Annotated in this window: 22 protein-coding genes and 1 other annotated feature; of the genes, 21 read left to right on the top strand and 1 reads right to left on the bottom strand. The window is 39.6% G+C overall.

What is annotated here, in order from left to right:
* Positions 1 to 154: 154 nt before the first annotated feature.
* The 20 genes from QKW49_RS05805 (at position 155) to folK (ending at position 19,517) form a co-directional block, all read left to right on the top strand.
* On the top strand, positions 155 to 1,660 hold the full coding sequence (locus QKW49_RS05805; protein WP_282866605.1) for an HD domain-containing phosphohydrolase: 1,506 nt from the start codon (positions 155 to 157) through the stop codon (positions 1,658 to 1,660).
* Positions 1,661 to 1,785: 125 nt separating this feature from the next.
* Positions 1,786 to 2,982 carry a trypsin-like peptidase domain-containing protein gene (locus QKW49_RS05800; RefSeq protein WP_282866604.1) on the top strand — a complete coding sequence of 399 codons (1,197 nt, stop codon included), beginning with the start codon at positions 1,786 to 1,788 and terminating at the stop codon, positions 2,980 to 2,982.
* A gap of 325 nt (positions 2,983 to 3,307) precedes the next feature.
* The gene (locus QKW49_RS05795; protein ID WP_282866603.1) at positions 3,308 to 3,985 is read left to right on the top strand and encodes a DUF5668 domain-containing protein; all 678 of its coding nucleotides are present in this window, start codon (positions 3,308 to 3,310) and stop codon (positions 3,983 to 3,985) included.
* Between the two features lie 216 nt (positions 3,986 to 4,201).
* Positions 4,202 to 4,439: a binding site (T-box leader), on the top strand.
* 77 nt (positions 4,440 to 4,516) lie between these two features.
* Positions 4,517 to 5,776 (top strand): histidine--tRNA ligase, encoded by a 1,260-nt coding sequence (gene hisS, locus QKW49_RS05790; RefSeq protein ID WP_282866602.1) that lies wholly within the window; start codon positions 4,517 to 4,519, stop codon positions 5,774 to 5,776.
* Between the two features lie 145 nt (positions 5,777 to 5,921).
* A complete protein-coding gene (gene aspS / locus QKW49_RS05785; protein WP_282866601.1) occupies positions 5,922 to 7,703 on the top strand; it encodes an aspartate--tRNA ligase in 1,782 nt (593 codons plus the stop codon).
* Between the two features lie 58 nt (positions 7,704 to 7,761).
* The gene (locus QKW49_RS05780) at positions 7,762 to 8,733 is read left to right on the top strand and encodes an ATP-dependent 6-phosphofructokinase (protein ID WP_282866600.1); all 972 of its coding nucleotides are present in this window, start codon (positions 7,762 to 7,764) and stop codon (positions 8,731 to 8,733) included.
* Positions 8,734 to 9,008: 275 nt separating this feature from the next.
* A complete protein-coding gene (locus QKW49_RS05775) occupies positions 9,009 to 9,947 on the top strand; it encodes an ATP-binding cassette domain-containing protein (RefSeq protein ID WP_282866599.1) in 939 nt (312 codons plus the stop codon).
* A gap of 4 nt (positions 9,948 to 9,951) precedes the next feature.
* Positions 9,952 to 10,656, top strand: coding sequence for an ABC transporter permease (locus tag QKW49_RS05770; protein ID WP_282866598.1), 705 nt, complete (start codon positions 9,952 to 9,954; stop codon positions 10,654 to 10,656).
* A gap of 13 nt (positions 10,657 to 10,669) precedes the next feature.
* Positions 10,670 to 12,085, top strand: a complete 1,416-nt coding sequence (locus QKW49_RS05765; protein WP_282866597.1) for a GldG family protein — start codon at positions 10,670 to 10,672, stop codon at positions 12,083 to 12,085.
* Positions 12,082 to 12,639: a DUF4340 domain-containing protein gene (locus QKW49_RS05760; protein WP_282866596.1), complete on the top strand. Its 558-nt coding sequence runs from the start codon at positions 12,082 to 12,084 to the stop codon at positions 12,637 to 12,639. The genes QKW49_RS05765 and QKW49_RS05760 overlap by 4 nt, the downstream gene beginning before the upstream one ends.
* Before the next feature lie 524 nt (positions 12,640 to 13,163).
* Positions 13,164 to 14,165, top strand: coding sequence for a 2-hydroxyacyl-CoA dehydratase (locus QKW49_RS05755; RefSeq protein ID WP_282866595.1), 1,002 nt, complete (start codon positions 13,164 to 13,166; stop codon positions 14,163 to 14,165).
* On the top strand, positions 14,162 to 14,926 hold the full coding sequence (locus QKW49_RS05750) for an acyl-CoA dehydratase activase (RefSeq protein WP_282866594.1): 765 nt from the start codon (positions 14,162 to 14,164) through the stop codon (positions 14,924 to 14,926). The genes QKW49_RS05755 and QKW49_RS05750 overlap by 4 nt, the downstream gene beginning before the upstream one ends.
* Positions 14,927 to 14,944: 18 nt before the next feature.
* Positions 14,945 to 15,373 carry a 6-carboxytetrahydropterin synthase QueD gene (gene queD / locus QKW49_RS05745; RefSeq protein ID WP_282866593.1) on the top strand — a complete coding sequence of 143 codons (429 nt, stop codon included), beginning with the start codon at positions 14,945 to 14,947 and terminating at the stop codon, positions 15,371 to 15,373.
* 2 nt (positions 15,374 to 15,375) lie between these two features.
* Positions 15,376 to 16,044, top strand: a complete 669-nt coding sequence (gene queE / locus QKW49_RS05740; protein WP_282866592.1) for a putative 7-carboxy-7-deazaguanine synthase QueE — start codon at positions 15,376 to 15,378, stop codon at positions 16,042 to 16,044.
* A 3-nt stretch (positions 16,045 to 16,047) separates the two neighbouring features.
* Entirely contained in the window at positions 16,048 to 16,638 is a 591-nt protein-coding gene (gene folE / locus QKW49_RS05735; RefSeq protein WP_282866591.1) for a GTP cyclohydrolase I FolE, read from the top strand.
* 25 nt (positions 16,639 to 16,663) lie between these two features.
* Positions 16,664 to 17,341 carry a 7-cyano-7-deazaguanine synthase QueC gene (queC, locus tag QKW49_RS05730; RefSeq protein ID WP_282866590.1) on the top strand — a complete coding sequence of 226 codons (678 nt, stop codon included), beginning with the start codon at positions 16,664 to 16,666 and terminating at the stop codon, positions 17,339 to 17,341.
* A 2-nt stretch (positions 17,342 to 17,343) separates the two neighbouring features.
* Positions 17,344 to 17,823, top strand: coding sequence for an HD domain-containing protein (locus tag QKW49_RS05725; RefSeq protein WP_282866589.1), 480 nt, complete (start codon positions 17,344 to 17,346; stop codon positions 17,821 to 17,823).
* Between the two features lie 26 nt (positions 17,824 to 17,849).
* Entirely contained in the window at positions 17,850 to 18,665 is an 816-nt protein-coding gene (gene folP, locus QKW49_RS05720; protein WP_282866588.1) for a dihydropteroate synthase, read from the top strand.
* A gap of 2 nt (positions 18,666 to 18,667) precedes the next feature.
* Positions 18,668 to 19,045 carry a dihydroneopterin aldolase gene (gene folB / locus QKW49_RS05715; RefSeq protein ID WP_282866587.1) on the top strand — a complete coding sequence of 126 codons (378 nt, stop codon included), beginning with the start codon at positions 18,668 to 18,670 and terminating at the stop codon, positions 19,043 to 19,045.
* Positions 19,035 to 19,517 carry a 2-amino-4-hydroxy-6-hydroxymethyldihydropteridine diphosphokinase gene (gene folK, locus QKW49_RS05710; RefSeq protein ID WP_282866586.1) on the top strand — a complete coding sequence of 161 codons (483 nt, stop codon included), beginning with the start codon at positions 19,035 to 19,037 and terminating at the stop codon, positions 19,515 to 19,517. The genes folB and folK overlap by 11 nt, the downstream gene beginning before the upstream one ends.
* Before the next feature lie 96 nt (positions 19,518 to 19,613).
* On the opposite strand, the gene QKW49_RS05705 is transcribed toward folK, so the two are convergent.
* The gene (locus QKW49_RS05705; protein WP_282866585.1) at positions 19,614 to 20,228 is read right to left on the bottom strand and encodes a lactate utilization protein; all 615 of its coding nucleotides are present in this window, start codon (positions 20,226 to 20,228) and stop codon (positions 19,614 to 19,616) included.
* 169 nt (positions 20,229 to 20,397) lie between these two features.
* Between QKW49_RS05705 and QKW49_RS05700 the strand changes: the two genes are divergently transcribed.
* The gene (locus tag QKW49_RS05700; RefSeq protein ID WP_282866583.1) at positions 20,398 to 21,441 is read left to right on the top strand and encodes a permease; all 1,044 of its coding nucleotides are present in this window, start codon (positions 20,398 to 20,400) and stop codon (positions 21,439 to 21,441) included.
* Positions 21,442 to 21,444 lie beyond the last annotated feature (3 nt).

Genomic DNA, 21,444 nt, shown 5'->3' with positions numbered 1-21,444 from the left:
TGAAGTAGACAGGTAGAAATACACTGTGTTATTATAATACAAGATGTATGAAAAAGTAAATGATTAAGATATAAAATACGTGGTAATAGATACGTTAGGAGACTTCCAAAGCTTAGATGAAATAATCTATAAAAGAATATTTGTGAGGGGAAAAATGATAACAAATAACACATCACGTGCGGTTAAGTCGTTAAAAGTTAAGGCTTTTATACTTATGACCATCGCATTTGTATGCATATTTACAATTATAATTCTTGGCATATATATCGGTTCGGAAGGAGATGTACATCTATTAAAATTTATCTTAATAGGTACATCTTTAATTTGTATAACAATAATTTCAATCTTGCTTTATTTTTTAATTCATACCATTATTATACCCATAAACAGGGTATCTAAAGCCATGGAAAAAATGGCTGAAGGAGATTTTACGCAAATCCTCCCCATTACCGGTGATAATGAAATCGGAGTGATGGAGCGGAGTTTTAACCTGCTGGCGAAAAACATGCTGTCAATGCATCAGCTTATTGAAAAGATCAATAGTGGGGAGCGTTTTGAAAATACATTTCAGTACGTGTTTGATACATTTAATGTATTCATTCCTTATGACCGCATAGGAATGGCAATAGTAGATGAGAAAGAAGGAAGAATCCGTGCTGAAATAGCGAGAAGCCGTGAGAAAAGAATACACTTATCAAATGGTTATTCTCTTCCTTTGGTACATACAAGCTTGGGAAAGGTTATTGAATCCGGAAATCCAAGGATTATTAATGATTTGGAAGGGTATCTGAAGGAGCATCCTCATTCGGAATCTACACGCCTTATTGTAACGGAAGGGATGCGAGCCAGCTTAACGCTGCCACTAAAGATGAATGATAAGGTGGTTGGCGTATTGTTCTTTTCAAGTAGCAAAAAGAATGCCTATAACGATTCACATATTACTTTCCTTAAACATATCGCCAGCCATCTTTCTGTAGGCTTTGAAAAAAGTATATTGGTTGGAGATCTTGTACTGGCAGCTATTACAGCGATTGTGAAGCTGGCGGAATCAAGGGATAATGATACCGGAAAACATATTGACAGAGTGAGAAATTATTCAGTGTTAATTGCCCGAAGATTATCGAAGAATCCGAAGTATGCAGATGTAATTACTGAAAACTTTGTGAGAGAGATATATAATTTTAGCTCATTACATGATATCGGTAAGGTTGGAATACAGGACAATATCTTACTCAAGCCAGGCAAATTAACAGAAGAAGAATTTGAAATTATGAAAACCCATACATTGATAGGGGGAGAAGTTTTAAAGAAAGCACAGGAATCCTTAAAGGATAATAATTTTTACGCTGTAGGACTGGATATCATCTTGTACCATCATGAAAAATATAATGGTGAAGGTTATCCGTATGGTTTAAGCGGAGAAGACATTCCATTGGCAGCCAGGATTGCTGCGGTAGCCGATGTGTTTGATGCTTTGACATCCAAAAGGCCCTATAAGGACCCTTTTAGTATAAAGCAGTCCATGCAGATTATTTATGAGGAAAAAGGAAAGAGCTTCGATCCTGATGTGGTAGATGCATTTCTAGAGTGTGAGAAGGAGATTATAAAGGTCTACAATAGTTTTCATGATCATTTTGATGCTTATGAAGAAGTTAAATAAACAAGTTAAACAGAAACTATACTGAAAAAAGTCAGTATAGTTTTTTTATAGTTAAGGTATAGGAAAAACAGACGGAGAAACACTAAAAAAGATAATATAAATACCAAAAAAGAGGGCGGTAATATATGAATGGAAGAAATAACAGTGAAAGCATATGGAGAAAAGTGTTAATCGCATTAACATCTTCAGTGATAACAGGAGTGTTGTTAATGCTTTTTATTCCTTCGTACATTGAAAGAAACAGCATACAACCGGAAAATATGAATAACGGCACAGCTGATGCACAGCAAATGGATTTTAAAAACATGACGGAGACTCAGCCAGTGAGAGATAACACAATGGATTTAACACAAAATGGGGAGCTTGATGTTACGGAAGTTGCCAGTAAGGTGATGCCTTCTGTTGTGGGAATATCAACCTCGGTGGTCAATCCGGACAACTTGTTCGAATCCAATCAACAAGAGGCATGGAGTGTGGGTTCAGGTGTCATTGTTTCGGAAAATGGGTATATATTGACAAACCATCATGTTGTAGGCAGTGATCCTAATAAGATCATCGTTACACTTGCCAACGGAAAAACTATTAATGCTACAAGCCAGTGGTCCGACCCAACTTTAGACTTGGCAGTCATTAAAATCAATGCGAAAGGACTGAAGGCTGCTGCACTGGGAGATGCGGACCGGCTGCGAGTAGGTGAAACAGCGGTTGCCATTGGTAATCCGTTGGGATTACAATTTCAAAGAACTGTAACAGCAGGAATTGTCAGTGCAGTTAACAGAACCATCAGCATAAGTACTGATGGAAGAGAAAACTATATGGAAGGATTGATACAAACCGATGCATCCATCAATCCGGGGAATAGCGGCGGTCCCCTCATAAATTCAAAAGGTGAAGTGATTGGCATAAATACCATTAAAGTAACTAGTGCCGAAGGAATGGGATTCGCTATTCCTATTAACATTACAAAACCGGTTATTACCGGTTTTATAGATAATGGAAAATACGCGACGCCGTATATGGGACTGTTTGCCTATGATAAAGTGGTAGCGCAATACGTAACACAGGATATGGATTTATCAAAAGGTGTTTATGTGGCTAAGGTTGATCCGGATAGTCCTGTTTACAAATCAGGGGTAAGATCAGGTGATATTATCACACATATGGGTGACGTAGAAGTGAATACCATGATGCAGCTCAGAGAGGAAATGTTCAAATGCGGCCCCGGCAGTGAGTGTACAGTTACATTTATTAGAGATGGGAAAGTAAGGAAAGCTGAATTCCGGTTGGAGAACAGAACCGATGATGGGTTGATTACAAGATGAAGTTAGTTCACAGTTCACGGTTCACAGTGAATAAGTGGGAGTAAATAGTGAAGAATGTACAATGGACAATGTACAATGGACAATGTACAATAAATAATGAATGGTGAAAAGTCCGATTTAGCACGAAGAGAAAATCGGACAGGGGGACTGGTCTGCTGTCAGGCCTGGTTTTTGGCCGGACTGCGGCCCTGTCCCCCTGTCAGATTTTCGAACGATAAGCGCTTTTTTATGTCCTCTAAAAAAACCTAACACCAATCAGACTTTTTGGAAGATAAAACAGTATATAATAATATATACGATAAAATCCAACGGGGTGAAGCAGAATATGGAACATAATAGGCAGAGAAGCATTGTACCAGGTATTATTCTAATAGGTCTGGGAGTTTTATTTTTATTAAACAACTATCATATCGATATTGGCGATTGGTTTATGCTTGGCGTAGGCATAGCATTTATTGTTGCTTACTTTAGAAAAAAGAAAACCGGATTCCTTATAGCAGGCCTGATATTATCTTATTTGGGAAGTATCATATTTCTTAATAATACGCGTATTATTGATGAACATCTATTTGGGTCACTGGTATTGACAGCATTGGGGCTGGCATTTTTAACAGTTTATTTTGTCAAAAAGAAGACGGGTTTTGTTTTTCCCGGCTTGATTCTTCCGGCAGTAGGAATATACAACTTTATAATAGAATTGAAGAGTGTAAATGCTTCGGAAGCTTGGCCGTTGATATTCATGACACTTTCAGCTGCGTTTCTGTTAATATTTATTTTTGAATTCAAGACCTATGGGTTCAGACCACTGATTCCCTCACTCATCCTATTTTTTATAGGTGCATTGGCTTTCTTAACAATTCGGGGAATTATCGATGAACAAATGTGGAGGTATTCTTTACGAATGATTAGAAGCTTGTGGCCCGTACTCTTAATTCTAGCGGGCATAGCGGTGATATTTAAAAATATCATTCCAAAAGGTCATGATGGGCAGGATGATCATTAAAGTAACTTTTGCAGGCATATGTTATAACAACGGAAATAATTGCGTAAGCAATTACTACACACCGTTTGAACGAGGCGGGAGATATGCTCACAGCCTGTTTAATTTAATCGGTACCCTATATAGAGGTGGGTCGGGAACTCATCTTTTCGCCTCGTTATATTTTTTAGGACATACTTGACACTTTTCAGTAGAACAGTTAAAATATATCTAAACAATTGAAAGACGATGAATGAGAGAAGTAAGCTGGACTGTCATTTAGGGAGAGCGCACCTTGACTGGAAGTGCGTTTATGTATAAGCAGCCGAATAACACTCAGGAGTTGATTAGCCCAACGCGTTTTGCCAGTAGGTTAATCCGTTTACCGGCGTTAACGGACGGAAGTGGGATGCATTCGTAGATTGGTAAATGCATTCAACAAGGGTGGTACCGCGAATATATACCTTTCGTCCCTATTTTGGACGAAAGGTTTTATTTATTATTATCAATGTCTTTGCTCTTTGAGGAGTATAAGAAATACAAGGAGTGGATGGAATGCTCACAAGAGCGCCTAAAGGAACTAAGGACATAGTACCGGAAGAGTCATATAAATGGCAGTACATAGAAAACACTATAAGAGAAATATGTGAAAACTACGGTTATAAAGAAATAAGGACGCCTGTATTTGAACACACCGAGTTATTTGAAAGAGGTGTGGGAGATACCACTGATGTTGTTCAAAAAGAGATGTATACTTTTGAAGACAAAGGCGGACGAAGTGTTTCTTTGAGACCGGAAGGCACGGCATCAGCTGGCAGAGCTTTTTTGGAAAACAGTCTTTATGCAGCTCCGCAGCCCACCAAAATGTATTATATGATTTCCTGCTATAGGTATGAGAAGCCCCAAGCGGGAAGATTGAGAGAGTTTCATCAGTTCGGTACGGAAGTATTCGGGTCGGAAAAACCGTCTGTAGATGCAGAGGTCATTTCCTTGGCCGGAACTTTGTTAAGCAAATTGGGTATAAAAGGGTTGGAACTTAATATCAATAGTATTGGATGCCCGGAATGCAGAAAAGAATATAATGCGAAACTTAGGGAGTTCTTTCAGCCGCAATTGAATGAGCTGTGTGAGACATGTGCCGGAAGATACGACAGAAATCCGCTAAGGATTCTTGACTGTAAAAATAGTCACTGCAAAAAGATAGGAGAGAATGCGCCTATCTTGCTGGATCACTTGTGTGAAGACTGCAGAGTGCATTTTGAGAGTTTGAAAAAACATCTCGACGAAATGGGAATACAGTATAATATCGATCCTTATATTGTTCGAGGACTTGATTATTATACACGGACGGTTTTTGAATTTGTATCAAGGAATATAGGAGCGCAAGGAACTGTATGCGGCGGCGGAAGATATGATGGTCTCATACAAGAGCTAGGAGGACAGCCAACCCCGGGCATAGGTTTTGGCTTGGGTCTGGAACGTTTGCTGTTAACCTTGGAAAGTCAAGGGATCATTATCCCTCAACCGGAGCCTATCAATTTATTTATTGCCAATATCGGTGAAAAAGCGGAATTTAAAGCGCAGTCGCTGGTGTATGATTTAAGACAGCAGAACATCAGTGCAGAAAAAGATCATATGGGAAGAAGCCTCAAAGCGCAAATGAAATATGCGGATAAGTTAGGCGCTGCATACACTATGGTATTAGGTGAAGATGAAATTAATCAAGGGAAAGCGAACTTAAAGAACATGCAGACGGGCGAAACGGTAGAAGTGAGCCTTGATGATATAGCTGAAGCTATAAAGGATATACAGTAATTATTTAATGATTACTTTCAATGAGATACGTTAAAATTTCATAAGGCATGTTATTACGAGTGAGGAGTGAACAGTGAGGATAGGGTGAAAAACTCCCCACTATCCACTCCTCACTGAAATGATTGATAAATGGAGGTAAAAATACATGGTAGAAACATTACAGGGGTTAAAGCGCACGCATATGTGTGCGCAGTTAGATATTGCAAATGTGGGTGAGAAGGTCGTATTGATGGGTTGGACCCAAAGAAGAAGAGATTTGGGCGGAGTCATCTTTGTAGATTTAAGGGATAGGACAGGCATTGTTCAAATCGTTTTTGATGTTTCCATCAATAAGGAAGTATTTGAAAAAGCGGAGAATATAAGAAATGAGTATGTCCTTGCGGTTGTCGGAGATGTAGTAAAAAGAGATGATGAGTCGGTAAATCCTAAGCTGAAAACCGGTGAAATCGAAGTAAAGGTTACTGAGTTAAGAATTCTTAATAAGGCAGAAACACCTCCGTTTTATATTGAAGAAGATTCCGAAGCAAACGAGCAAGTAAGACTAAAATACAGATATCTTGACCTCAGACGTCCGGACATGCAGAATAATCTGATTCTGAGGCATAAAGTTGCTAAGATTGCCAGGGATTATTTTGATGAAAACGGTTTTCTGGAGATAGAAACACCTATGCTTACAAAGAGTACACCGGAAGGAGCGAGAGACTATCTCGTACCAAGCCGTGTGCATCCGGGAGAGTTCTACGCTTTGCCGCAATCTCCGCAGCTATATAAGCAACTGCTGATGTTATCAGGTATGGACAGGTATTTCCAGATTGTAAAATGCTTTAGGGACGAAGACTTAAGGGCAGACAGACAGCCGGAATTTACACAAATCGACGTGGAAATGTCTTTTGTAAATGTAGATGATGTGTTAAGCATCAATGAAAAATTGGTTGCGAAAGTATTTAAAGAAACCCTTGGTATTGAGTTGGAAACACCGTTTTTAAGGCTCCCATATCAGCAGGCGATGGATCGTTTTGGTTCAGACAAACCGGATATGCGCTTTGGGTTTGAATTGATTGATTTATCCGATTTGGTCGCGAATACCGATTTTAAAGTGTTTGCGGATGTTGTTGCAAAAGGTGGAAGCGTAAGGGCAATTAATGCTAAAAACTGTATGGATCAATTCAGCAGAAGGGATCTAGATGGACTGGTAGACTTTGTGAAGATATATAAAGCTAAAGGGCTGGCTTGGATCGTAGTGACTGAAAATGAACTGAAGTCACCTATTACAAAGTTCTTTACACAAGAACAGATTCAAGCCCTATTAGATAGAACACAGGCCCAACCGGGTGACATTATTATGATGGTAGCGGATAAAAATGAAATCGTGTATGACGCCCTTGGACATTTGAGAATAGAGCTTGCGAAAAGATTGAATTTAATTAAGAAAGATGAGTATAACTTCCTCTGGGTGACAGAGTTCCCATTGCTTGAGTATGATGAGGAGGCTAAACGATATGTTGCGAAGCATCATCCTTTTACGTCTCCAATGGATGAAGATATTGCACTGTTGGATAGTGACCCGGCGAAGGTAAGAGCCAAGGCTTACGATATCGTATTAAACGGCGTGGAAATCGGAGGGGGAAGTATCAGAATTTATAATACTGATCTTCAGCAGAAAATGTTTGAAACCATCGGATTCAGTAAAGAAGAAGCATGGGACAGATTCGGTTTTCTAATGGAAGCGTTTAAATACGGAACGCCCCCGCATGGCGGGATCGCTTATGGATTGGACAGATTGGTAATGCTTCTTGCCGGAAAGGATAGTATTAGAGATGTAATCGCGTTCCCGAAAGTTCAAAATGCTTCTGAGCTAATGAACAATGCGCCTGCCAGAGTAGATGCAAAACAATTAAAAGAGCTTCATATTAAATTGGATGTATGAGCTTATATATAGATATTGATGTAGTGGGAGATTAGAATATTTTAGTGGGGTGAAAGCAATGAAAAGAATAGGAGTTCTTACCAGTGGCGGAGACGCTCCCGGTATGAATGCATGTATAAGGGCAATCGTAAAAGCCGCTAAAGCTAATAATATTGAGACGCTTGGGGTATATGAAGGTTATAAAGGACTTATGGAAGGAAAAATGGAGGTATTAACCGCAAATTATGTGGATGATATCATAGAACTAAGCGGAACCATACTGAAAAGCGCACGGAGTGCTAAATTTAAAACTGAAGAAGGTCTCAAACTGGCGGTGGAACAAGCACAAAAGCATGGGATTGAAGGGCTGGTTGTTATTGGAGGAGATGGTTCTTTCAGAGGCGCTTGTGATGTATCCAAGTTTGGGCTGCCCGTTATTGGCATACCGGGAACTATCGATAATGATATAGCGGGAACAGAATATTCCATTGGCGCCGATACGGCGGTAAATATTGTTACCGATACGGTCTCCAAGATTCATGATACAGCTCGTTCATTAATCGTAGATATGCCTAGGGTATTTTTGATAGAAGTAATGGGGAGGGGCTGCGGATATATCGCTGTGACTTCCGCAATTGCCGGTGGAGCGGATTACTGCCTTGTTCCGGAAATTCCTTATGATGTTAATGAAATGTGTACACATCTTAAAACAAAATTTGAGAATGGAAAGCTGTATAGTGTAGTTATTGCTGCAGAAGGCGCGACAGGTGTCAATGAATTAAAAAAACAAGTAGACACGATCCTTAACATTGATTCAAGAACATGCGTTTTGGGTCATTTACAGAGAGGCGGCGCGCCTACGGCATTTGACAGATTGATTGCAAGCCAGATGGCGGTGCGGGCTGTAGAGCTTCTAATGGAAGGTAAAACTAACCGGATGGTAGGGGTTATAGCAGGCAAAGCCGTAGATTGTGATATCTTTAAAGGCATTAACGATAAAAATAAGATCAGCCAGGAAATCGTAAGGCTGAATAATATATTGATCAGTTAACAGCAGCATAAAATGTTTTTTTAATAACATAAGTGCAGGTGCGGTAGCTGTTCAGTAAGGAATATGTTGTTTGAGTAAAAGGGGCAAGACTTGGGAGATCGGTTTGCAGTTCGGTATATTTTTACCGGATTTCAGAGTTATACCCATGTGTTGCCCCTGACTATTCAGTGTATATATTTATATTTTAAAATTCATAATTTGTTTACACTTTATTTAAAATCATATGTTATGATAGATTGTGCGTGTACAGAAATAAGAAAAGCAGGAGGGAAACTATGATAGAGATAAAAGGTCTGACGAAAAAGTATGGAAATCATACTGCGGTAGACAATATCAATTTTACTGTTGAAAAGGGCGAAGTCCTCGGTTTTCTTGGTCCTAACGGTGCGGGTAAATCCACTACCATGAATATTATTACAGGATATATACCTTCTACAGAAGGAACCGTTACGGTTGCGGGATATGATATTCTTGAACAGCCGGATGAAGCAAAGAGAAGAATCGGTTATCTTCCGGAGCAGCCGCCTCTTTATTTTGATATGACGGTATCGGAATATCTGGCTTTTGTATATGATTTGAAAAAAGTGAAGCAGAACCGCAAATCCCATATTGATGAAATAATGGATCTTGTAAAGATAGGCGATGTACAAAATCGTTTGATCAAAAATCTTTCAAAAGGATATAAACAAAGAGTGGGATTGGCGCAGGCACTGCTGGGGAATCCGGAAGTACTTATCCTGGACGAGCCTACTGTGGGACTGGATCCCAAACAAATTATTGAGATCCGCAATGTTATTACCGATTTAAGAAAAGAACATACCATCATCTTAAGCTCGCATATTTTGCCTGAAGTGAGTGCCATTTGCGAACGGGTGATTATTATCAATAAAGGAAAAATTGCCGCTATCGACACACCGGACAATCTATCCAAAGTACTAACCAATGAAAGCAAGTTGATGGTTAGGATTGCCGGAGATGACACAAAGGTTTTAGAGTGTATTAAGGAACTGGAAGGTATCAAATATGTGGAGATCCAAGGACAAAAAGAGCCGGATACCTTTGATTATATCGTAGAGGCAGAACCGAATATGGATATTAGGAAACCGTTATTCTTTACATTGAGTAAAAACCAGTATCCTATCCTAATGTTAAAATCTTTAGATTTAAGCTTGGAAGATATCTTCCTGCAGCTTACTACTACAGAGGAGGAATGATGATATGGTTGCGATATTGAAAAGAGAATTGAAGGCATACTTCTTTTCACCGATAGGTTATATATTTATAGGTTTTTTTCTTCTTTTATCAGGATTCTTTTTTGCAGCAACGAATCTTTTTACTATGACTGCGGATATGAAGCAGATGTTTGGCAACCTTAGTATAGTGTTCTTGTTTTTAGTACCTGTTTTAACTATGAGATTGATTTCGGAAGAAAAAAAGACAAAGACAGATCAATTGTTATTTACATCTCCTGTAAGCGTTACAGGAATCGTATTAGGCAAATATCTGGCAGCGGTTTCGGTTTTTTTTGTTACATTATTAATTACAGGAGCCTACCCAGTGATACTTTACTTTTTTAGCAAGCCGGCCTTAGGTGAGATATTGGCGGGCTACCTTGGGTTCTTCCTAATGGGTACTTCATTCATTGCCGTTGGATTGTTTATTTCGGCACTCACAGAAAATCAGATTACTGCCGCCGTAGCAAGTTTTGGTACGCTTCTCCTTCTATGGTTAATGGACTGGGTCGTACCTTTTATACAGAATCCATATGCTGTAAAGGCACTTGAATGGCTATCCATTCTCAGACGGTTTCAGGATTTTGTCATAGGCGTTTTAAGTTTAAGCCCTATCATATACTACATTAGTTTTTCAGCAGCTTTTGTATTCTTAACCATAAGAGTATTAGAAAAAAGACGTTGGAGTTAAGAGGGGGAAAAAAATGAAAAATATCACGAAAATATTTTCAGGAAAAAAAATGAAATACGGAATAAATTCAGCAGTCATGACCGCTGCTTTTATAGCAATACTGATTGTGATTAATTTAATCGTAGGACAATATCCGCTTAAAAAAGATTTAACAAAGAACAGGCTGTTTTCTTTTGCGCCGCAAACAATAGAAATCTTAGAAAACCTTGACCAGACTATCAATATATATGCCCTTTATCCGCAAGGTCAGGAAGATCCGTTTATGAAGGAAATATTGGAACGCTATGCCAGGAGCTCGGATAAGATTAAATTAGAGTTTGTGGATCCGGTCAAGAACCCTACCTTTGTAAATCAATTTGCTGATGAAAATACAGGAATTCAGCAAGGTGCTGTTATTTTTGCCGGTGAAGGCAATAAGCGTTTTAAGATTGTCAACTACATGGACATGCTGGATTACAATTATGAAACACAAACTTTTGACTCCATAAAAGCAGAGCAGAGATTTACAAACGCGATCGTATTTGTAACGGCTGAAAAGATGCCTGTGGTTTATTTTACCCAAGGTCACAGTGAGCAGGAGTTTGCGGCTGCAAAGCAAGTCCTTGAAAGAGAGAATTTTCAATTCAAGAATATCAACCTCTATTCGGAAGAGATCCCGGAAGACGCGGAATTGATTATCGTAGCATCTCCACAAAGGGATTTTGCGGCTTCAGAAATAGAGAAAATGGACCAATTCTTTAATAAAGGCGGAAGGGCTGCGTTTCTTTTCGATATTTCATCGAATGAGCTGCCAACACTTGAAGCTTACTTAAAGGAATGGGGAGTCGGTTTAAATAGAGACGTTATCATTGAAGAAAGTAAAAACAACTATTCAATGAGTCAGACGATGCTGATCCCAAATATACAGAGCCATGAGATTACAGGAACGTTGAAAAGCAATAACCTGCTCATGCTTGTACCGGTTGCAAGAAGTTTGGACATCCTATTTGAAGAAAAAGATGGAATAACGGTAAATTCCTTATTAAAGACCACCGACAAGTCTTGGGGTGAAACCAATTTTAAAGAGGCGAAAAAAGGGCCGGAAGATATGCAAGGACCTCTTGATATTGCTGTAGCCATCGAGAGAGAAAATGCCGGGGAAGAGGCAAAAGCTACAAAAATTCTTGTTATGGGGAATGCACAGTTTTTGGCAGATCAATATATGTCTTCCGCCGGTATCGCAAATGTAGATTTCTTTATGAACAGTGTAAATTGGGCGCAGGATAAAAAAGAAAGCATTACTATCAGGCCAAAGAGCCTGGAAGGTGAAAGTATAGCGTTTACGTCACAAATTCAGATTCTTCTTTATGTAGCATTGGTGGTAGTGGTTATTCCGCTTGTGGTATTTATATTTGGGGGCGTTGTCTGGATGAGGAGGAGACATCTATGAAGCTTTATAAGAATACTATCATACTCGTAGTGGTGTTGGTACTTCTTGGTGGGGCTTACTATTTTATAAGTCAGAACAAATCCAAAGATCAGAGCGGCGAAAATAAAACGATAACCCTATTCGAGATGAATAAAGATAAAATCAGCGAAATCAATATAAATAATGCCACAGGAGATTTGATCTTTAAAAAACAAGGTGACGACTGGGTTATTGAAGGAGCAAGTGACGTAAAGCTTGACCAGGTGAAAATCGAAAGCATGGTTTGGGATGTGACATTCATTGAGGCTGAACAAGTGGTAGAAGAAAACGCGCAGGATTTAGATAAGTTCGGACTTAAAACACCCGGCGCTGCTGTGACCATCCGCTCAGCCGACCAATCGGACGCAACCTTATTGATTGGAGATAAGCTTCCTTCAAAAACCGGTTACTATGTAAAAATGAAAGATTCCCAAGGGGTATATACAATGGCATCCTCTAAAGGAGAAACTTTTTTGAACGGCTTGGATGATTACAAAGATGTGACAGCTTCATCGGAGGAGTCTGAAAATAAATAGTATGTGTATGATTGCATTATCTGCGTGAGGACAGAGGTTTAACATATTTGAGCTTTGCGGAACGGCACGGGGGCCGTTCCCTACAAAGCCGCTTGGTCTTTTTAGAATTTGAAATATTATTATGCATTATTCGTAGGGAACGCCCCCTGTGGCGTTCCTTTTCAGATGATAATAGTTCGTTTATATACAGGTAAAATACTACGGTATTGTCAATCATAATAAATAATGGTATAGTATATAATATTAATAGATTGAATATATACCGAAAAAGTTTTAGAAACTTTACATGAAATAAGTTGCGAGTGAGTAGTGAGGAGAGGATAAAAAACTCCCCGCGCCCCACTATCCACTCCCCACTAAAAAAAGAATAAGACAGTTCGTAACCATCCTGTCTGTAAACAAAACTAGGGGAATATGCGATCGCTATCAGCAGTTGTATTTTGCGAAGGCATTTGAATATCAATTTGTTTATGAAAAGGACCGGTGGGTCCTTTTTTTATGATTTTTTATAGGAGTAAAGATAAATGAAAAAAATTGGTTTGACCACAACGGTGCCGGTAGAGGTGCTTTTAGCTGCAGGCTATATGCCGGTAGATATAAACAATATATTTATTACCGATAAACATTACTTTCAATATATAGATATGGCAGAAAGGGATGGATTTCCCAAGAGTACTTGCGCATGGATCAAGGGAATTTACGGTGTATGCCTTTCTAAGGGAATTGACGAAATTGTGGGTGTAGTAGAAGGGGATTGCTCCAACACCCGTGCTTTGCTTGAGGTATTAAGTTTGAAGGGAATAAAAGTATATCCTTTTTCTTATCCTCACAGCCATACACTTTCAGATGTAGAAAAAGAAATTCGGAAGTTTATGGACATGTTTGGTGTACAGCATCGTGAAGTGGAAAAAATTAAAAAAGAAGCGGAAGAGCTTAGGCAACTAGCTAAAAAAATAGATAGACTAACCTATGCGCATAACAAGGCGACAGGGTTTGAAAACCACTTATATCAAGTGAGTATGAGTGATTTTAACGGTGACCGGGAAACATTCAGAAAGCAGATGGAACAAAAGATCAATGAGATTGAAAGCAGAAAATCTGATGATACAAAAATCCGACTGGGATATATAGGTGTGCCCCCTATGACAGGAGATTTGTATGACTTTGCGGAAACGTTGAATGCGCGCATCGTATATAATGAAGTACAGAGGGAGTTTGCTTTTCCAAGAGCCGGATATGCTGCAAATATTTTTGAACAATATTATGATTATACGTATCCCTATGATATTGAATTCCGGATTCAGGAGATTCAGAAACAAATCGATGCAAGAAAAATTGACGCAATCGTCCATTATACGCAGGCTTTTTGTTATAGAGCCATTGAGGATATTGTTGTGAGGGAAAAACTGGGCATCCCTGTCTTGAATATTGAAGGAGATAAGCTAAACGGTTTGGATGCCAGAACAAAGCTGAGGATCGAAGCTTTTGTAGATATGGTATATGATATGAAGGAGCACAAAGGATGAAGATACTGGGAATTGACCTGGGCAGTAGAGAAGTCAAGGTTGTTTTGATGGATCGTGATAGCATTGTAAAAAGATTCAAAGTGGGCACCATGTCTTTCTATAGAGATTACTGCTCCTTTCAAGACAATAAAATTGTAGTAGATACAGACAAAATGGACGTTGGTGAATTTGATTGCGGTATTTCTACAGGATATGGAAGAAACAACACGGACTTAAGCAGATTTATTCCAATTAATGAAATAAAGGCTCATGTGTATGGTGCTGTCTATCAAACCGGACTGAAGGATTTTATCCTGTTGGACATTGGCGGACAGGATGTGAAGATAACGAAAATCCAGCATGGTGTGATGACGGATCTGGAGCTCAATGATAAATGCGCTGCTTCATGCGGCAGATATTTGGAAAACATGGCATGTGTATTGGAAATTCCGTTGAAGCAAATGACGGAATATACCGAAGATCCGGTAGAGTTGAATTCAACCTGCGCTGTCTTTTCAGAATCGGAACTGATTGGAAAAATAGCCGAAGGGATATCCCTGGAGCGTTTGTGCGCGGGTGTAAATTATTCCCTCTATAAAAAATTGCAGCCCATGCTGTCTAAATTTAGAGGCAGGACGTTAGTGATTTCGGGAGGCGTCGCTCAAGGAAAAGCCATCCAAGAGTATTTGAAAAAGGATTATAATGAAATAATCAGCTTGGAAGATCCTCAATTTAATGGCGCAATCGGATGTTGTTATTTTAGGAAGATGAAGCAGAGATAGATAGGGAGAGTAAACAGAATGTATATTATAAAAGTGGAACATCATTTTGACAGTGCGCACTTTTTAGCAGGATACAGCGGTAAATGCGCCAACATACACGGACATCGCTGGAGGGTGGAAGTGGAAGTAGCTGCTGCCGAATTAATAGCGGAAGGTCAGTGCCGGGGAATGGTAGCGGATTTTTCCGATTTAAAAAGGGATGTACGGGAAACACTTGATTTTTACGACCACGCCCTCATTATTGAAGAAGGAACCCTGCGCAAAGAGACGTTGACATGTCTGGAGGCGGAAGGGTTTCGTGTGATAAAGGTCAAGTTCAGACCCACAGCGGAGAATTTCTCACGATTTTTTTATCAATGCATCGGTGAGAAGGGTCATCGTGTCAAGCGGGTCACGGTCTATGAAACCCCTGTGAACTGTTCTTCCCATGAAAGTGATGAGGCATGAATATGAAGTACAAAGTTGTTGAAAAATTTATCAGTGTGAATGGAGAAGGACAGCGAGTCGGACAGTTGGCTGTATTCATCAGGTTTGCCGGATGTAATCTGCGGTGTACCTACTGTGATACCATGTGGGCCAACGAAGAAAATGTATCCTTCCAGCAGATGTCCCAAGAGGAGATTTATCACTATATCAAGAATACCGGGGTTAAGAATGTGACCCTAACCGGAGGGGAACCATTATTGCAGGAAGGAATTGGAGAACTGCTCAGATTTCTGACAGATGATGGACAGCTTCGAGTGGAAATAGAAACAAACGGGAGTATCGAACTCAGAGAATTTGCAGAGATATCTCCTAAACGTCCGGTATTTACTATGGATTACAAACTTGGCGTCAGTGGAATGGAAAAGGCAATGAAAACAAGTAACTTTCAATATTTGGAATGTCAGGATACGGTAAAATTTGTAGCCGGAAGCATGAAAGACCTGGAAACGGCAAAAATGATCATAGAGAAATATAGACTAACGGAGCGGTGTGCCGTACATCTTAGCCCCGTCTTTGGAAACATCACGATGGAGACCATGGTAGAATTTATGAAGCAAAATACAATGAATGATGTCAGATTGCAGCCGCAGCTGCATAAAGTGATCTGGCATCCCAATGCAAGAGGAGTGTAGCGAATGCCTATTGATAGAAATAAGATTGAAGAACATATTCGGGGGATTTTGATTGCCATTGGAGAAAATCCGCAGAGGGAAGGACTAAAGGACACACCGGCGCGCGTAGCCCGTATGTATGAAGAAATATTTGAGGGTGTACAATATACCAACGATGAAATTGCCGAAATGTTCAATAAAACTTTTGAAGAAGATCTATTCATACCCAAGGAAAATAAAGAAATGGTCATCATGAAGGATATAGAAATTTTCAGCTACTGTGAGCACCATTTGGCGCTGATGTATAATATGAAGGCAGCCATAGCATATATTCCAAACGGGAAAATCCTTGGCCTCAGCAAGCTTGTCAGGATTGCCGATATGGTGGGGAAAAGGCTGCAGCTCCAGGAGCGTATCGGCTCGGATATTGCGGAAGTCATGCAGAAGGTCAGCGGTTCGGAAGATGTAGCCGTGATTATTGAAGGACAACATGCATGCATGACCACCAGAGGCATTAAGAACACAAGCGCTGTCACCATGACCACCACCTTACGTGGGAGATTTAACACTGATGACGCATTGGTTAATAAGCTAATGATGCTGTATAAACAATAATTTTAAAATAAAGGATGGAACTTCGATGAATAAAGACATAAACAGAGACAAAGCGGTTGTAGTGTTTAGCGGCGGACAAGATAGTACAACCTGCCTGTTTTGGGCAAAAAAGAAATTTGGAGAAGTAATCGCAGTTTCTTTTGACTATAATCAGAAACATAAGCTGGAATTAGAATGTGCTGAAAATATATGCAGGAAATATGGAGTGGAGCATACCACCATGGACCTGGCACTTCTAAACCAATTGGCGCCTAACTCTCTGACCCGTAAAGATATCCAAGTTGATAAGGATATGCCTGCCAATGGATTGCCGAATACTTTTGTGGATGGCAGAAATATGCTGTTCTTAGCTTTTGCAGCTGTATTTGCCAAGCAAAGAGGTGCAAATCACATTGTTACCGGCGTATCGCAGAGTGACTTCAGCGGTTATCCCGATTGCAGAGATGTATTTATTAAATCTATGAATGTGACACTCAACCTTGCGATGGAGTATCAGTTTGTTATTCATACGCCGATGATGTGGATTGATAAAAAGGAAACATGGCAGATGGCCTATGATTTAGGTGTACTTGATATCATCAAAAACGAAACCCTGACTTGCTACAACGGAATCATCGGTGACGGATGCGGTGAGTGTCCTGCTTGTGGACTGAGACGAAAAGGCTATGATCAATTTATGAATAGTATGAAAGACAGGAAATAAAAATGGAATTGGTAGATAAAATACTTGAACATCCAAAATTCATCAAATATATGAAGCTAAACGCCAAAGCAGAAAAAAAACGCAAGTTCTGCTGCCATGATATACAGCATGCACTGGATGTGGCGAGAGTAGCCTATATTATTGTATTGGAAAACCGATATGATCTAAGTAAGGAAATGATCTATGCAGCGGCACTGCTTCATGATATCGGGAAGTGGAGGCAGTATAAGGAGAAGTTGGATCATGCTGGCGAAGGAGCTGTTTTAGCCCAAGAAATCCTCCAGGATATCGGAGTCAATGAACAAGATACAGCTTTAATCACCGATGCTATCCGCGGTCACCGCATCCAAGATGAAAATAGCTCAGTATTAAGCCGGGTATTGTATGTAAGTGATAAAACTTGCAGAATATGTTTTCGATGTAGTATGATAGAAGAATGTAATCGTTTTAAAGATGGAAAACAGCCGGTATTAGAATATTAGAGATGAACGAATAATGGTGGTGATAGATGATGTTTTTAAATATAGCAGGAAAAAAGTGGGAGTGGGGAAAAAAAACTTACACGATGGGAATTCTAAATGTCACCCCGGATTCTTTTTCGGATGGAGGCAGCTACTTCGATGTCGATGATGCCCTCACGCAAGCAGTGCGTATGTTATCAGAGGGGGCGGATATCATTGACATAGGGGGAGAATCAACACGGCCGGGCAGTGAACCGGTTTCTTGTGAAGAGGAGATACAAAGGATAGTACCGGTGATACAAAAGCTATCCAGTACGTTGAATGTACCGTTATCGGTAGATACCTATAGGTCAGTAACAGCGGAACAAGCCATAAAAGCAGGTGCCGATATGATCAACGATATTTGGGGATTGAAATATGACCCTGAAATGGCGCAGGTGGCCGCAGTATATAATGTCCCTATTTGTATTATGCACAATAGGACTACGGGAACAGAATACCGGGATCTCATTGAAGATGTTCTGGAAGAATTGACGGAAAGTATTCAAATTGGTAAAAAAGCAGGAATAAAGGATGAAAATATAATCATTGACCCTGGAATAGGCTTCGCTAAAACTTGGGAGCAAAATGTAGAAATCATGCGCCGCCTGGAAGAGTTTAAGAGACTGGGTTATCCAATATTATTGGGAGCGTCAAGAAAATCGTTCATTGGTAAAGTGTTGGATCTGGAAGTGCATGAAAGATTGGAAGGGACGCTTGCGGTAACTGCAGCAGGGATCATGAAAGGAACCGACGTGATTCGGGTGCATGATGTTTTGAAAAATGTCCGGGTGGCAAAAATGATGGACAGTATAGTGAGGTAAATATGGACAAGATTATTATTGAGGATTTGGAAGTGTATGCTTATCATGGTGTAGCGAAGGAAGAAAAGAAACTCGGGCAGTTATTTCTTATTTCTTTACACATTTCAACAGACTTGGAATGGGCAGCAGTGGGCGATAATTTGGATTCAACCATCAATTATGCCCAGGTATGCGATACCGTAAAAGAAGTTTTACAAGCGGAAAAATACGATCTGATCGAGACGGCGGCAATGAAGGTGATTGAGGAAATATTTAAAAAGTTCAGCAGCACTATGGTAGTGAAGGTATTGTTGAAGAAACCGTGGGCACCCATGGGACATCATCTTAAATTTGCGGCGGTAGAACTGGAACGTGCAAGGAGTGACAGAAATGAATGGTAATCAGGTCATATCTTACATTGGATTAGGATCAAATATAGGGGATAGAAAAGCAAACCTTGACCGGGCAATAGATATGTTTAGGGAATTAAACGGTATTGAAGTGACAGCGGTATCTTCTTACTACAATACAGCGCCTGTCGGGTATACGGAACAGCCGGATTTTTTAAATGCGGTTATAGAATTAAGGATAACCTTACCCGTAAGCCGTCTTCTTGAGGTGTGCAGGGATATCGAAAAAAGCTTAAAGAGGGAACGGACCATTCGGTGGGGACCTCGTACCATTGATCTGGATATTTTATTATACGGCGATGTAATGGTAAACCAAGAAAGCTTAACTGTTCCGCATCCCAGGATGCATGAACGGGACTTTGTGATGAGGCCATTAAATGAAATAGCGCCAAAAGCCTATCATCCTGTTTTTAAGCAAACAATAGATGAAATGTATCGAGGCATGCGTAATAAATCAATATAAAGTACCGAGCTTTTACCCTTAAGCTTTGCTTATTTAGGTTAGAGACCGGTACTTTTTCGATATGTTTATAGATAACAAATGGTTATCTATGGTGATTTAAAATCCTAAAGACTCGCCAACAAGGAAAACGTGCACTTCTTTACCGGATGGAGGACGTTCCATTTTTACGGTGACATTACACATTCTGTCGCTTGAACTGCAATCGGTACATTTATCCGTTTTTGCGCAAGGAGTGTTCAAATTTAGTCTTTTCGCGTTCGGAGGACAGGCATAAGTTTTAATTCTTTGGATAGCGGTATCATAATCGTCGGCAATTTTATTTACACCACAAATAATGATCACTTTTTTCGGACCGAAGAACATGGCGCTTACCCTGTTACCGATCCCATCGATATTTACCAGTTCGCCATTCATTGTAATGGCATTGCTGCTGGACAAATAAACATCCGCATTGGCTGCCTTTGCTCTCACTTCACTTCTCTGGGCAGGGTCTACCAACCAGTGCCAAAAAACTTCATGACCTTTTTCTTGAAGATCTTTATGAAGACCCATATCAAATACCGTCATAGAACCGCCGATCCCTACTGCTGCGCCGGGAGCAATTTCATTAAACACCGCGCATTTTGCCGCTTGGGCATCCTCAAAGTATGTTGCTTTAAAGTTCTTTTTATTTAAGACCTCTACAAGTTTTTGGATTTTATTATCTTCCATCTCGTTACCTCCCTAAAATCAAAATATGTAGTATTATCATTATATATTGTTGTACATAGATTTAAAAGAGTTTTAACCATTTTTTGGTTGACATTTATTTTAATTTTCTATATAATCTCAATGTAAATGAAAATGATTTGCAAATAGATGAGAGAGGATTGATTGTGGGGTGAAGGAAGGGAAGAAAATACAAAACAGTTGGGATAACTTATTAATCGGCTTTTTATCGGTAGTTATCATTTATTTATTATATACATTCAGCAAAGCAATATGGGATAATGGCATATTGGAACAAATGGATTTTACATTGTTTCAAGCGTTTGTCACGATGTTTATGAGTATTTTATTAGAGGCTTTTCCGTTTATTATGCTTGGGGTAGTCATTTCGTCGATTATTCAGATATTTGTATCCGAAGAGTTGATTGCAAGAATAATTCCTAAGAACCTGGTTTTGGGTATTTTATTAGGAGTTGCCGCAGGTTTTTTATTTCCGGTCTGTGATTGTTCCGTGATACCGGTAGTACGGAGACTTATGAAAAAAGGAGTTCCGGTATACATCGCAATTACCTTTATGCTATGCGCACCTATTGTGAATCCGGTTGTGCTATTAGCGACAAACTATGCTTTTAGCAATATCATGCCGGAAATGCTTTTTCTTAGAACATTTTTGGGTATCGGTATAGCGATTGTTATTGCCAATTTGATAGATGTGATGATGGAGAATAAAAAGGTTCTAAGGCCGGAAATACATGACGATGACAACCACTGCAGTTGCAGTGGTTGTCATCGTCATGAAACGGAGAAAAGTAAGCTGTCGGAGATGATCCGTCATGCGGGACAGGAGTTTTTTGACGTGGGAGGATATTTAATTATAGGTGCTTTGTTGGCTTCTATTTCTCAAGTATTTCTACCAAGAGAGATTTTAATGGGAATAGGGCAAAATGAAGCAATATCAATTCTGGTGATGATGGTGTTTGCGTATAGCATCTCATTATGTTCAACTTCGGACTCATTTATAGCGAAAACATTTGTTACGCAATTTACCACAGGGTCTATTATGGGGTTTTTAATTTTGGGACCTATGCTGGATATAAAGAATACCATCGTATTGTTTGGAAATTTTAAAAAAGAGTTTGTTATTAAGCTTATCGGACTAATTTTTATCATTACTTTTCTTGTGGTTTATACAGTTGACAAGTTTATTGGATTCTAAGGA

This window comes from Petroclostridium sp. X23, assembly GCF_030013905.1.
Taxonomy (GTDB): domain Bacteria; phylum Bacillota; class Clostridia; order SK-Y3; family SK-Y3; genus X23.
Note: the sequence above shows the minus strand (reverse complement) of the source record. Positions and strands in the feature narration are given on the sequence as shown.